We start from the raw sequence: 12,776 nt of genomic DNA, 5'->3' as shown, positions 1-12,776 counted from the left end.
GCCACGCTCGCCCCGCCGCCTCCGTTCATCCCATGCCGGGAGCCCAAAAAGTGTCCGAAAACCTTTCAGCCCAGATCATCCACGACGAGCCGTTCTTCCGCGCGGTCGCGGACGAGATCGAGATCTTCGCCGCGGCTTACGCCGGTCGGCTGCCGGTGATGCTCAAAGGCCCCACGGGATGCGGCAAGACGCGCTTCGTCGAGCACATGGCGTGGCGGCTGAAGCGCCCGCTGGTCACCGTCGCGGCCCATGAGGATCTCGCGGCGGCTGATCTCGCCGGCCGCTTCCTGCTCGCGCCGGAAGGGACCGTCTGGCACGACGGTCCGCTCACCGCCGCGGTGCGCATGGGCGCGATCTGCTATCTCGACGAGATCGTCGAGGCGCGGCAGGACACCACCGTCGTGATCCATCCGCTCACCGACGCGCGCCGCTCGCTGCCGCTCGACAAGAAGGGCGAGCTGGTCGAGGCCCATCCCGACTTCCAGCTGACGATCTCGTACAATCCCGGCTACCAGAGCGCGGTGAAGGACTTGAAGGAGTCTACCAAGCAGCGTTTCGTCGCGATCGAGTTTTCCTACCCCGAGCCCTCCATCGAGGCCGAGATCGTGATGCGCGAGGCGGGCGTCGAGGCGCCCATCGCGAGCGGGCTCGTCGACGTCGCGCTGCGCTCGCGGAACCTGCGCGGGCAGGGGCTCGCCGAGGGCGCCTCCACCCGCATGCTGATCCACGCGGCGAAGCTCTTGCGCGGCGGCGCGCCGCTCTCGGCGGCGCTCCGCTCCGCCATCCTGCTGCCGATCACCGACGAACCGGATCTCCGCGAGGCGCTCGGAGCCGCGATCGCTGCAAGCCTTCCGAACGGCCTCTCGCTGCAATGAGCCTTGCTGTCCTCGAAGCCGCAGCGCCGGCGGGGGAGAGCCGCAAGGCGCTGGCGCGGCTGCTGTCGAGCCGTGCCGATGTCGGCGAGATTTTCGCCGCGACGCTGAAGCGGCTCGATGGGCGCTGGGAGGCGCGCGACGTCGAGCTCTGGGCCGCCGGCGCGCTGGCGCTGGTCCACGCCAATGCGGGGGGGCGCTGCCTTGGCGCGTTCTTCCGCCTGACGCAGGCGCGGCTTCCCGATCAGGACGCTATAGCGCTCGCCGCCGACGCGCGCGGAGCCGCAGAGGTCGCGCGCCATGCGGGTTCGGCCGCCGCTCTCGCGAGCCTCGAGGCGACGCCCGCCGCGATGCTGCGGCTCGCCTCCGCACGAGACCGCGCGCATTGGTGGGCGGGCCTTATAAGGCTCGCGCGAGAAGCGTCGGACTGCGTCTCGCTGCTCGCGGCCAACATCCCAACCGTGCTGGCCGCCTGCGACGGCGAGGCGTTCGAAAGCTTCGTGGCCGCCGGCCTGAAGGCGGCCGGGCCGGACCGGAAGAAGCGCGCCGCCTTCTTCTCGCTGGCCGATCCTGCGGCTCGCCGTCTGCTGGAGCGGGCCGGCGGAAGGCCTGGCTTCGACGATGTCGAGCGGCGACTGAAGCTTTATGGCCGAGCTCTGTGGGGAACGACGCCGCGGCTCGCGGCGCTCGAGGGCGTCGGCCATGCGCCGGCGCCGCAGCGCGTGTCGATCGCCGGCGGGCTGATCCGCCTGCCCCATGTCTTCCGCGGCGTCGCTGCCACCCGAACGGAGCCGCTCTACCGAGCGGCGCTCGCCCATGCTCAGGCGCATCTCGCCTTCGGGACCCGCCAGTCGCCCAAGCGGCTGCGGCCGCTGCAGATCGCCATGATCTGCGTGATCGAGGACGCGCGCGTCGAGGCGCTCGCCACGCGCCGCTTCCCGGGCCTGCGCGCGCTCTGGACGCCCTGGCATGAGGCGGCGCCCGGCGACGCGATGACGGCCGCAGGGCTGATGGCGCGCCTGTCGCGGGCGCTGCTCGACCCCGCTTACGAAGACGACGACGGCTTCGTTGAGAAGGGGCGAAGGCTTTTCGCGGAGGCGGACGGGCGCCTCGACGACCAGACCCTGTCCCGCGCGATCGGCGGGCTGCTCGGCCACGACATGGGCCAGATGCGGCTGCGCTTCGACCCGAAGGCCTATGTGGTCGAGCCGCTCTATCGCGACGACAACCTGCATCTCTGGGACGCCGATGATCCGTCGGACGAAATGTCCGACGAGATCGAGCAGGCGGTCGACGCCGCACGGCCGACGCCGCAGGCCGCCGACGACGGCCGCGAGAGCGACAAGGCGCCGAAGGAGCAGGCCGGCCGCGCCCGCGAAGTCCCGGCCGACGAGCGCGGTTCGGTGATCGCGGCCTATCCCGAATGGGACCGCGCGGCTGGCGCCGAACGTCCCGCCTGGACGACAGTGCGCGACACGCCCGCACCGCTTGGAGACGCGGCGGCGCTGGAAGCCGCGCTCGAGCGGCTCGGCGGCTTTTCCGATCGCGTCGCTCGGTTGGTGCGCGGCGCGCGCGTCGGAAAGGCCGCGCGGCTGAAGCGCCAGCCGGACGGGTTCGACCTCGACCTCGACGCCGCGGTCGACGCCGCGATCGCGCTCCGCATCGGCGACCTGCCGGACGAGCGCATCCATCGCGCGTCTGGAAAACGGGCGCGGGACGTCGCGACCGTGGTGCTGGTCGACGTCTCGGAATCCACGCGCGACCGCGTCGGCGCCTCGTCGGTGCTGGAGATCGAGAAGCTCGCGGTCGCGGCGCTCGGGCGCGCGATGGAGACGACCGGCGACGCTTTCGCCGTGCGCGCCTTCGCCTCCTGCGGCCGCGACGACGTCCGTCTCATCCGCCTCAAGGATTTTGGAGAGCGTTTCGACCGCGAGACCATGGCGCGCCTTGCGGGGCTGACGCCCGGCCTTTCCACCCGCCTCGGCGCGGCGTTGCGTCATGTGGGGGCGGAGCTGGAGGTGGTGCGCTCGCATCGCAAGCTCGTCATCGCGCTGACCGACGGCGAGCCGTCGGACATCGACGTTTCAGACCCGCTCGACCTCGCCGAAGACGCCCGTCGCGCGACGCTGTCGCTGCGCCGACGCGGCGTGGACGTCTTCGGGGTGACGCTCGGGGCGGCGCAATCGAGCGCGGTGTTCGGACGGGCGAACACGATCCCCGCGCGGCGGCTGGAGGAGCTGCCGGCGCGGCTGTCGGAACTCTATTTCCGGCTGGCGCGGCTGTGAGGGAGTGCGTGCTTCGAGACGCCGTCTCCGACGGCTCCTCAGCATGAGGACCGTTGGTGGGGCGTAAAACTAAAACCGACCTCATGCTGAGGAGCGGTCCGGAGGACCGCGTCTCGAAGCACGCAGTTCCTCTCCGCCATCGTCCTCCGGCTTGACCGGAGGACCCACGGTCGTCGTCGGGCTTTACGCTGGAGGTGGATCCTCGGGTCAAGACCGAGGATGACGGCGGAGGTTCACTTCCTCCGCCGCGCTGGACAAAATCCCAGCATCGCCTCGACGCCGAGCGAAAACAGCGCCTCGACGCCGAGCGTGATCCGCCCGCCATTCGCCGCGATCATTCGCACCCCGAGCCCCGCGCTGTTCGGCAGCGGGCTCGCGCCGGCCCGACAACCGACAGCATCAAGCGCGGCATCTATGGCGGCGGGGTCGGGAAGCCTCTCCTTCGGGCCGAGCAGCATCGCGGAGCCATAGGCGCCGGCTCCCGGGCCGAGCAGCGACCGCGCGCCCATGAGCTCGGAGCCCCGCACCGCCGCGCGGTCGCGCACCAGCGTCCGGCCGTTCGGTCCGCGCACCACCGTTTCGGCCGAGAGGCTCGCGAACGGCCGGTCCTCGCCCGCAAAATCGTGCCACGCGACGCCGTCGGCGATGATCGCGAGCGCGCCCTCGGCGAGGCGCACCTCGGTCGTTGTCGAAAGCTCGGCGCCGGGAAACATCACCAGCGGATCGAGCGTCAGCGCCGCGAAGGCGCCTGCGCCGACCTCGACGCGCGTGGTCTGGCGGGCGGGCAGGGCGCCGGTGTCGTGCACGACCGTCGCGGCCTGGCTGGTGACATGCGCGCTCGCGCCGGCTTTGACGGTCAGCGACAGGTCGAGCCGGTCGGCGCGGTAAACGCCGCCAGACGCCGACTGGAGATAGAGCGTCGCGAGCTCCGGCCGTTCCCGGTCCAGAGCGAAGGGTTTCGTCACGTGGAACGGATAGGGCGTCGTCTGCGCGACGAGCGCCGATCGCCCGCCGCCGCGCGCAAAGACGAGCCGCGCGCTGCGATGGCGCCCGGCCGCGGTCTCGCCGATCGCGTAGGTTTCCGGCTTCATTCGCTGAACAGCACGGCGCGCGCGATCATGTCCGCGACCGCCTCGACGCCCTCGCCCGAGCGCGCATTGGTGGCGATGACCGCCTTGCCGTTCCGCACCGCGTTCGCGTCTTCCAGCATTTTCGGCAGGTTCACCCCGACATGCGGCGCAAGGTCGGTCTTGTTGACCACCAGCAGGTCGCTCTTGAGGACGCCAGGGCCCTTCTTGCGCGGAATGTCGTCGCCGCCCGCGACGTCGATGACGAAGATCCACCAGTCGACGAGATCGAGCGAGAAGGTCGAGGCGAGGTTGTCGCCGCCGGACTCGAACACGATCAGCTCGAGCCCCGGAAACGCCGCCTCGAGGTCGTCGCCCGCCGCCATGTTGAGCGTCGGGTCCTCGCGGATCACTGTATGCGGGCAGGCGCCTGCCTCGACCGCTAGCACGCGTTCGGGCTCGATCAGGCCAGAGCGGCGCAGGCGCTCGGCGTCTTCCTTGGTGACGAGGTCGTTGGTGACGACCGCGAGGTTCACGCCCCGTCCTTTCAGCACGGGTATCAGCGCCTCGATCAGCGCCGTTTTACCCGAGCCGACCGGCCCGCCGATGCCGATGCGCGCGGCGGAGGTTTTTGACGCAGTCCCCCTGTCGTTAGAGGCGGCGGGCGCCTGTGTCTTCCCCTCCCCCTTGTGGGGAGGGGTGAGGGGTGGGGGTGACGCCGGATGAGGTTCGAAGATAGCCGCAGCTCTACGTTCGGCGGCGGCGTTTTGTTCTGAACCACCCCCACCCTTACCCTCCCCACAAGGGGGAGGGGGCGAGAGCGTCGAGGCGTGTTCCGCCTTGGTCTCTAGCATTGCGCTCACCTCAGCATGTAGCGCTGCGCGAGCGGCAGCTCGGTCGCCGGCTCGCAGGTGGCGAGCTCGCCGTCGACGAAGACGTCGAAGGTCTGCGGGTCGACGCGGATGTTCGGCAAAGCGTCGTTGTGCAGCATGTCGGACTTTTTCAGCCCCCGCGTGCCGCGCGCCGGCAGCAGCAGCTTGGAGATCCCGAGCTCCTCACGCAGGCCCCGCTCGATCGCGAGCGGATGCACGAAGCAGGCGGAGAGCGCCGGCGCCGCCTTGCCGAAGGCGCCCCATTGCGGGCGCAGCAGCAGCGGCTCGCAAGTCATCAGCGAGGCGGCGCTGTCGCCCATGGTTCCCCAGGCGATGAAGCCGCTTTTGATGACGAGCTCCGGCTTGATGCCGAAGAAGGCCGGCCGCCAGATGATGATGTCGGCCATCTTGCCGTCTTCGAGCGAGCCGATGTGGTCCGCGATGCCGAAGGTCTTTGCCGCGTTGATGGTGTATTTCGCGATGTAGCGCTTGATGCGCTCGTTGTCGCCGAAGCCGGGCTTCTCCTCCGGCAGCAGCCCGCGTTGGTCCTTCATCTTGGAAGCGAGCTGCCAGGTCCGGCAGATCACCTCGTGGATGCGGCCCATGCCTTGGCTGTCGGAGCCAAGCATCGAGATTGCGCCGATGTCGTGGAGGATGTCCTCGGCCGCGATGGTCTGCGCGCGGATGCGGCTCTCCGCGAAGGCCACGTCCTCCGGGATCGCCGGATTGAGGTGGTGGCAGGTCATCGTCATGTCGAGATGTTCGTCGAACGTGTTGACCGTGTAGGGGTTGGTCGGGTTCGTCGAAGAGGGCAGGCAATGCGCGACGCCCGCCACCGTGATGATGTCGGGCGCGTGGCCGCCGCCCGCGCCTTCGGTGTGGTACATATGGATCGTCCGGCCCGCGATCGCGGCCAACGTGTCCTCCATGAAGCCGCTTTCGTTCAGCGTATCGGTGTGCAGCTGCACCTGATAGTCGAGCTCGTCCGCCGAGCGGAGGCACGCGTCGATGGTCGCGGGCATCGCGCCCCAGTCCTCGTGGATCTTTAGGCCGAGACACCCGGTCTCGAGCTGCTCCTTGAGGCAGCCCGGAATGTGGCTGTTGCCGCGGCCCAGGAACCCGAAGTTCATCGGCCAGGCTTCCGAGGCCTGCAGCATCTTGCCTGTGTTGAACGGCCCGCCGGAATCGATGCCGACCGTGATCGGCCCAAGCGAGCCGCCGAGCATGGTGGTGAGGCCGGACGCGAGCGCGTGCTCGACGAGGCCTGCGCTATCAAAGTGCACATGCACGTCGATGCCGCCTGCGGTCGCGATCAGGCCTTCGCAGTCGCGCACAGTGGTGCCGGCGCCGACGATGAGGCGCGGATCGACCTTGTCCATGACGGCGGGATTCCCCGCTTTGCCGACGCCCACGATCTTGCCGTCCTTGATGCCGAGATCGCCTTTGACGATCCCGAGCACCGCGTCGATCACGGTGACGTTGCAGAGCAGGAAGTCGAGCGCGCCCTCGGCGTTGGTGATGCCGGCGGCGAGGCCCAGGCCGTCGCGCAGCGTCTTGCCGCCGCCATGGAGGCATTCGTCTCCATAGGCCGCGTAATCCTTCTCCACCACGGCGACGAGCGATGTGTCGCCGAGCCTCAGGCCGTCCCCGACGGTCGGGCCGTACATGGCGGCGTAGTCCTTGCGGACGATCTTGACCATGGTTTTCGTCCTCAAGCCCCGCGGAAGCCGGCGGTTCGCGCCTTTTCGAGCGCTTCGCGCTTCACGTCCTCGCTCGTGGTGTCGCCGCCGAGCCCGTTCAGGCCGCCCACGAACCGGTTTCCGCCGAAGGTCGTCAGGGTGACCTCCTTGGTCTGACCGGGCTCGAAGCGCACCGCCGTGCCGGCAGGAATGTCGAGCCGCATGCCGAAGGCCGCCGCGCGGTCGAACTCCATGGCGCGGTTCACCTCGAAGAAGTGGAAGTGCGAGCCGATCTGGATCGGGCGGTCGCCGGAATTGGTCGCCGAGAGGGTGACGCGGGGGCGTCCCTCGTTGAGCTCGATCTCGCCGTCGAGCGCGAGCGTCTCGCCGGGCTGGACGGGATCAGCCGCCGAGCCTTCGGCGGGGCGGATCGGCTCGTGGACGGTGACGAGCTTGGTGCCGTCCGGAAACACGCATTCGACCTGAAGGATGTGCAGCATCGCGGGGACGCCCGGCATCACGTCGGCGCTCGTCAGAACGGTCGCGCCGAAGCCGATGAGGTCGGCCACCGTGCGGCCGTCGCGGGCGCCTTCCAGGATCTCGTCGGTGATGATCGCGACGGCCTCGGGGTAGTTCATCTTCAGCCCGCGGGCGCGCCGTTTCCGGGCGAGTTCGGCCGCGGTGAAGATGGTGAGGCGTTCGAGTTCGGTCGGGGTCAGCAGCATCTTTGGGTCTCGACCTTGTCAGTTCGAGAAGAGGCGGAGGTCGCCGCGGGCGTGACGCGCCGCGGCGATGTCGAGAAGGGGCGCGAAGCTTTCTATTTCGTCCGGCGGTTCGCTCCCGGCGAGTTCGGCGATCACCGGCAGCAGGCGGCGCACCGCGGTCTGCGCCGCGACCGCGCCGACGAGTCCGAGCCGGACCGCGGCGGTCGTGAAGCCCGAGACCGCCATGTAGCCCGACGCCCGCACCGCGCCATCGCGATCGAGCCCCGCGCCGCGCCAGACCAGCCCTTGCGTGACCGCGAGATGCCCGGGCGTGTCGCCCTTGCGCACCCGCGCCTGGAACGCCGCCGCGCCCGGCGTCTCGATCCGCACATGGGCGGCGAGCAGGCTCGCGCCGTTGCGGCGGGAGCCTGAGCGGAAAGGTTCGGAGAGCGTCGCGGCCTCGACCTCGTGGTCGATCTCGCAGACGGCGTCGAGGTTTTCGGCGTCGTCGAAGCTTTTCAGCAGCGCCACGCGATCGGCCGTCGCCCAGCGGCGGCGGAGCGCGCCCTCGATCACGGCTTCGAGCCGGCCAGCGTCCATGCCGCCTTCGAGCGCCGCGAGGCCCTCGAGTCCGTTCGAGAAGGCGAACGCCCCGCTCGGGAACGCCGTGTCGGCCTGCCAGATCGCGAGCAGTTCGCCGATCACGCCGCGGCCTGCTCGGTCACCAGCGCGCTGCGGATGCGGCGGCCCCCAAAGATGTTGTCGAGCCGGGCGTAATAGGCGTCGGCCGGGCCTTCGAGCGCGACGAGCAGACACTCACCCTCGAAGCGCACGCGCCAGTGCAGGTTGCCCGCGTGGTAACCGAGCTCGACGGCTTCCGCGATCGAACTCGGCTGAAGGCGCAGCCATCGCTCGACCTCGGCCCGCACCACGATGGCGCGGGTGTCGTCAATGAACAGCACCGCGCCGTCGAACAGTTTTTGGTCGCGCGGCAGCGCGATGGCGAGGTCCTCGCCCTTCGGGGTCGTCACGCGCAGGCGGCGCCGATCCATGTCCGCGCGCGCGATGAACACCTCGTCCACGGCCTGGGCGTGCTCGAGATGGTGCAAGCGATGGTGAAGCTCATGGTCGGCGCGGTCGCCGACGACGCTGTCGATGTGCAGCATTGGCGTATTCCGGAACTGGCGCGGCGGCGGATACTACGCCGCCGCCGCGCGAAAGAAAGTTCAGCGATGGGCGGTCGCGGGGGTCGGCAGGCCCTCGATCGGGCACTCATCCGTGCCGACCGTCGGGCGCGTCATCGCCTCGACCATCTCGCGCGTTCCCTCCGGGTCCGCGATCCAGCGCTTGTAGAAGTCGTAGGGGCACTCGGCCGCGCCCTTGTCGCCGTCGCCGGAGTTGATCATGCCCGTATAGCCGCGGTGGACGAGCTTGAAGAGGTGGTTGTTCGACTGGCTGCTCTTGCGGAAGTCGCGGATGAGCGACACCGAGAGCTGGGCGTAGTTGACCCCGTTCTCCTCCGTGCCGCATTCGCCGAGCGTGCGGCCGTCGAAGCCGACGATCGAGGAATGGCCGAAGTAGCTGTAGACGCCGTCGAAGCCGGTCGCGTTCGCCACCGCCACATAGGTGTTGTTGGCCCAGGCCATGGCTTTCGCCATCACCACCTGCTGCTCCTTGGCCGGATACATGTAGCCCTGGCAGCGCACGATGAGCTCTGCGCCACGCATCGCGCAGTCGCGCCAGATCTCCGGATAGTTGCCGTCGTCGCAGATGATCAGGCTGATCTTGAGGCCCTTCGGCCCTTCCGACACGTAGGTGCAGTCGCCCGGATACCAGCCCTCGATCGGCACCCAGGGCATGATCTTGCGGTACTTCTGAACGATCTCGCCCTTGTCGTTCATGAGAATGAGCGTGTTGTACGGCGCCTTGTTCGGGTGCTCCTCATGGCGCTCGCCGGTGAGCGAGAATACGCCCCAGCACTTCGCCTTGCGGCAGGCGTCGGCGAAGATCTCGGTCTCCTCGCCCGGGATCGCCGAGGCCGTGTCGTACATCTCCTTGGAGTCGTACATGATCCCGTGGGTCGAATATTCGGGGAAGATCACGAGATCCATTCCGGGGAGGCCCGCCTTCATGCCCACCACCATGTCGGCGATCGCCTTGGCGTTCTGCAGCACTTCTGCCTTGGTGTGCAGCCGGGGCATCTTGTAGTTCACGACCGCCACGCCGACGGTGTCCTTGCTCGATCCGATATCGCCGTGAAGCATGTCCGGTGTCTCCTCAGTCGCCGGGCGTGCGGAGCCCCGGCCACGACGCGCCTGCGCCGCGGGCGATCGCCGCCAGCAGATGTGATGTCCAATTGCGCAAAGTCCTCGCACAGACGTCGCGCGATCGACAGGGCGCAGATCAACGTCTCCGCAAGCGATGTGAAGTCGCTCGAGGCCGAAAAACAAAAAAGCCCGTCAGTTCCTCAAGTGAGGATCTGGCGGGCTACATAGCCTGTACCGGGCCGACAGCTCTGTGGACCGGAAAAACCGCCTCACCGCAGCGTCGCGGTCAGTCGATGCGTCCAGCTAAGCACCATTGGATTTGAAGTTCAAGAGCTCGTTGGCGTTGATGATCGCCGAAGCGAGCTCCTCCATCGGCACGCGCTTGGCCATCGCCTGCTTGCGGATCGACTGGAACGCCTCGTCCTCGGTGATGCCCTGGCTCTCCATCAGGATCGTCTTGGCCTTCTGGATCTGCTGGATGCCGGTGAGCTTGCGTTCAAGCTTGCGCAGCCGCTTGCCTTGTTCGCGACGCTCGAACCAGAGCGAGCGCGCGAGCGCGATCTGGGTCAGCAGGCCGAACGGTTTTATGGGCCGCTCAACGACAGCGAGCGCGCCGCTTTCAAGCACGAGCGCGAGCGTCGCCGGGTTCTCGTAGCCGACGATGGCGATAAGCGTGGGTGAGGCGTCGCTGCGGGTTTTCAGCAGGCGCTGAAGCGCGTCGCGGTCCTCCTGCTCGATCGCGAGCAGCACCACGTCGGCGGCGGCCGGGAAGCTGTCAGGGATCGGCCACACGGTCTCGACGAAGCAGCCGATGCGCTTCAGGTGTTCGACGAGCTCGCGCCCCTCCGTGTCGTTCGGATGGATCGCGTGAACCCGAAGACCCCGGATGTCGCGAAGGATCTGGATCGCCATGACCCGGGCCGCCTTCAGCGCCCGCCCGAGGCCGGGGCCTCGACGAAATCGGCCGACCAGTCGTCGATGCGCTGGTCGACGCAATAGGGGTCGGGCTTCACCCGCACGCCCGGGTTCCAGACGATCTGGAACTCGCCGTTCGCGTCGACCCGCGCGACCCGCGGCCAGAGATAGGCGTGGTGGTTGTCGGGATCGATCCGGACGCGTCCCTGCGGCGCGTCGAACTCGACCTCCTTGATCTCCTCAAGCACGCGGCGGGGATCGTCCGTGCCGGCGCGCGCCAGCGCCGCCGCCGCGATGTGGGTCTGGAGGTAAGCGGCCTCCGCGGCCGAGGGGATCGGGGCCGCCTGTCCGTACTTGGCGCGATAGGCGGCCGTGAACCTTCTGGCTGCAGGCGTCTGGAGCGTCGAGAAGAAGGTCGCGGCCGAGATGTGCCCCTCGGCGACGCCGGCGCCCATGTTGGCGACGTCGACCTCGGATGTGGTGAGGCTCGCGATCGGCATGTTCTGGGAAGAGAGGCCGGCCTCCGCATAGGCCTCGTAAAAACTCGCCGTCGAGCGGCCGACGATGGTCGAGAAGATGAAGTCCGGCTCGTGTTTCCGGATGCGCTTGATCAGCCGGCCGATCTCCGGGCTCGAGGCGTCGGCCTCGAGCGGGAGATAGATCTCGTCCACCACCTTGCCGCGCGACTGGACGACGAAGTCGCTCATCACGCGGTTGGTTTCGTAAGGATAGATGTAGTTCGAACCGACGATCAGCACGCGCTGGCCGTGTCGCGCCAGCATGTATTTGGCGAGCTGGAACGCGTTCTGGTTCACGACTGCGCCGGTGTAGATCACCTCACGCGAAAACTCGAAGCCTTCATAGAAGGTCGGATAGAACAACAGGCCTCGCTGGCCGTCGATGACCGGCAGCACGGCCTTGCGGCAGCTCGACATGTAGCAGCCGAGCAGCAGCTTCACGCCGTCCTGCCCGATGAGGCGCTCGGCCTCCTGCCGGAAGCGCTTCGGATCCGAGGCGCCGTCGCGCACGAGTGGCTCGACCGCGCGGCCGAGCACGCCGCCGGCCGCGTTGATCTCCTCGATCGCGAGCAGCGTGGCGTTGAGCTGCGCGGTCTCGATGTCGGCCGTGACCCCGGTCTTCGAAAACAGAACGCCGATACGCCAAGGCCCGCCCGACACGTCTTAAACTCCACGAAAACGTTCAATCGCCCGGCATCATTGGACCGCGCGCGCCCTTGCGAACAAGGACAAATCGTCAGGAGACGAGCTCGACCCGCGCGTCGACCGAGGCGACGCCCGGCGTCTTCAGCACCGCGAAGGCCCCGAGGCAGGGGTAGAGGCCGGGGCCGAACTCCGGCAGCTCGATCCGGTTGAGTTCGACGAGCTTGGTGAGCGCGCCCGGCGCCTGCGGCAGCTCGCCATGGGCCAGCATCGGCACCGAGCAGCGCGGCGTCGCCCCGATGAAGGACAGCACGGCGTTTGGCCCGATCTTCAGCTCAATGCCAGCCCAGCCGTTCTCGGCGAAAGGTTCGAGGCCCGGAATGTCGATGACGATGTTGGCCCGGTAGCGCTCGACCAGGATGCTGTCGTCGCCGATCGCGTCGCGCACATGGTCGAGGCTCGAGCGCAGGATGACGTGGTAGGGCGCGTAATCGAAGAAGCCGCCGTCGGGGGAGGCCTGCGCCAGAACGAGATGCGTCGAGCCGGCCTCGCCGCCTTCGCCGCGCTCCAGCACCTCCTCGGGGATGGCGCGGTCGAGCGAGTCGGTCGGCGCCGCCTGCGTCGACATTCTGACCGCCCGGCCGAGGAAGGCGCTCAGCTTCTCGTCGATCCCGGCCTCGGCGACGCCGATGGTCTCGCCGTCCGGAAACCGGATCGCGATCGTGTCCCCGGAGCCTTCGGCGACCGACAGCTCAAGCATCTTGCGCCAGAGCTGGGGCCGCTTGGCGCTCGCCACCTTGCCGCTCTCGACGTCGATGATCGCGAACGCCCGGTCGAGCTCGATGCCGACCGAGGTCAACGAGGCCGACCGGACCTGCTCGCCGAGGACCGACTTCACCGGATATCGCCACAGGGCGGAGACGGAACCGACGCTCATTGGATGCTCCAGAAGGAA

General features: G+C 68.6%; 12 protein-coding genes. 2 read left to right on the top strand and 10 right to left on the bottom strand.

Features of this window, described 5'->3' with window-relative positions:
- Positions 1 to 32 precede the first annotated feature (32 nt).
- Together ACFOWB_RS19410 and ACFOWB_RS19405 are read left to right on the top strand one after the other, a co-directional pair.
- Complete coding sequence (locus ACFOWB_RS19410) at positions 33 to 875, top strand: CbbQ/NirQ/NorQ/GpvN family protein (protein ID WP_378148904.1); 843 nt, start codon at positions 33 to 35, stop codon at positions 873 to 875.
- On the top strand, positions 872 to 3,157 hold the full coding sequence (locus tag ACFOWB_RS19405) for a nitric oxide reductase activation protein NorD (protein ID WP_378148871.1): 2,286 nt from the start codon (positions 872 to 874) through the stop codon (positions 3,155 to 3,157). The genes ACFOWB_RS19410 and ACFOWB_RS19405 overlap by 4 nt, the downstream gene beginning before the upstream one ends.
- Before the next feature lie 233 nt (positions 3,158 to 3,390).
- On the opposite strand, the gene ACFOWB_RS19400 is transcribed toward ACFOWB_RS19405, so the two are convergent.
- The 10 genes from ACFOWB_RS19400 to ACFOWB_RS19355 form a co-directional block, all read right to left on the bottom strand.
- A complete protein-coding gene (locus tag ACFOWB_RS19400) occupies positions 3,391 to 4,248 on the bottom strand; it encodes an urease accessory protein UreD (protein ID WP_378148870.1) in 858 nt (285 codons plus the stop codon).
- The gene (ureG, locus tag ACFOWB_RS19395; protein WP_261405798.1) at positions 4,245 to 4,838 is read right to left on the bottom strand and encodes an urease accessory protein UreG; all 594 of its coding nucleotides are present in this window, start codon (positions 4,836 to 4,838) and stop codon (positions 4,245 to 4,247) included. Before ureG ends, ACFOWB_RS19400 begins: the two co-directional genes overlap by 4 nt.
- Before the next feature lie 245 nt (positions 4,839 to 5,083).
- Complete coding sequence (gene ureC, locus ACFOWB_RS19390; protein ID WP_261402015.1) at positions 5,084 to 6,796, bottom strand: urease subunit alpha; 1,713 nt, start codon at positions 6,794 to 6,796, stop codon at positions 5,084 to 5,086.
- Between the two features lie 11 nt (positions 6,797 to 6,807).
- On the bottom strand, positions 6,808 to 7,500 hold the full coding sequence (locus ACFOWB_RS19385) for an urease subunit gamma (RefSeq protein WP_261402016.1): 693 nt from the start codon (positions 7,498 to 7,500) through the stop codon (positions 6,808 to 6,810).
- Positions 7,501 to 7,518: 18 nt separating this feature from the next.
- Positions 7,519 to 8,184, bottom strand: a complete 666-nt coding sequence (locus ACFOWB_RS19380) for an urease accessory protein UreF (RefSeq protein WP_378148869.1) — start codon at positions 8,182 to 8,184, stop codon at positions 7,519 to 7,521.
- A complete protein-coding gene (gene ureE, locus ACFOWB_RS19375; protein WP_261402017.1) occupies positions 8,181 to 8,645 on the bottom strand; it encodes an urease accessory protein UreE in 465 nt (154 codons plus the stop codon). The genes ACFOWB_RS19380 and ureE overlap by 4 nt, the downstream gene beginning before the upstream one ends.
- Before the next feature lie 60 nt (positions 8,646 to 8,705).
- Positions 8,706 to 9,743, bottom strand: a complete 1,038-nt coding sequence (locus ACFOWB_RS19370) for an aliphatic amidase (protein ID WP_378148868.1) — start codon at positions 9,741 to 9,743, stop codon at positions 8,706 to 8,708.
- Between the two features lie 306 nt (positions 9,744 to 10,049).
- On the bottom strand, positions 10,050 to 10,658 hold the full coding sequence (locus ACFOWB_RS19365; protein WP_261402018.1) for an ANTAR domain-containing response regulator: 609 nt from the start codon (positions 10,656 to 10,658) through the stop codon (positions 10,050 to 10,052).
- A gap of 14 nt (positions 10,659 to 10,672) precedes the next feature.
- Positions 10,673 to 11,839: a transporter substrate-binding domain-containing protein gene (locus ACFOWB_RS19360; RefSeq protein ID WP_261402019.1), complete on the bottom strand. Its 1,167-nt coding sequence runs from the start codon at positions 11,837 to 11,839 to the stop codon at positions 10,673 to 10,675.
- A 76-nt stretch (positions 11,840 to 11,915) separates the two neighbouring features.
- Positions 11,916 to 12,758, bottom strand: a complete 843-nt coding sequence (locus tag ACFOWB_RS19355; protein ID WP_378148867.1) for an MOSC domain-containing protein — start codon at positions 12,756 to 12,758, stop codon at positions 11,916 to 11,918.
- Between the last annotated feature and the right edge of the window lie 18 nt (positions 12,759 to 12,776).

The sequence above is a fragment of the Chenggangzhangella methanolivorans genome, assembly GCF_042648545.1.
GTDB lineage: Bacteria > Pseudomonadota > Alphaproteobacteria > Rhizobiales > Methylopilaceae > Methylopila > Methylopila methanolivorans.
This window is presented reverse-complemented; position numbering and strand designations above follow the sequence as displayed.

Excerpts from the sequence above, each read along its gene's own strand:
- ACFOWB_RS19410 (WP_378148904.1), top strand. The coding sequence starts at position 33 with ATGCCGGGAGCCCAAAAAGTGTCCGAAAACCTTTCAGCCCAGATCATC.
- ACFOWB_RS19405 (WP_378148871.1), top strand. The coding sequence starts at position 872 with ATGAGCCTTGCTGTCCTCGAAGCCGCAGCGCCGGCGGGGGAGAGCCGC.
- ACFOWB_RS19400 (WP_378148870.1), bottom strand. The coding sequence starts at position 4,248 with ATGAAGCCGGAAACCTACGCGATCGGCGAGACCGCGGCCGGGCGCCAT.
- ureC (WP_261402015.1), bottom strand. The coding sequence starts at position 6,796 with ATGGTCAAGATCGTCCGCAAGGACTACGCCGCCATGTACGGCCCGACC.
- ACFOWB_RS19385 (WP_261402016.1), bottom strand. The coding sequence starts at position 7,500 with ATGCTGCTGACCCCGACCGAACTCGAACGCCTCACCATCTTCACCGCG.
- ureE (WP_261402017.1), bottom strand. The coding sequence starts at position 8,645 with ATGCTGCACATCGACAGCGTCGTCGGCGACCGCGCCGACCATGAGCTT.
- ACFOWB_RS19370 (WP_378148868.1), bottom strand. The coding sequence starts at position 9,743 with ATGCTTCACGGCGATATCGGATCGAGCAAGGACACCGTCGGCGTGGCG.
- ACFOWB_RS19365 (WP_261402018.1), bottom strand. The coding sequence starts at position 10,658 with ATGGCGATCCAGATCCTTCGCGACATCCGGGGTCTTCGGGTTCACGCG.
- ACFOWB_RS19355 (WP_378148867.1), bottom strand. The coding sequence starts at position 12,758 with ATGAGCGTCGGTTCCGTCTCCGCCCTGTGGCGATATCCGGTGAAGTCG.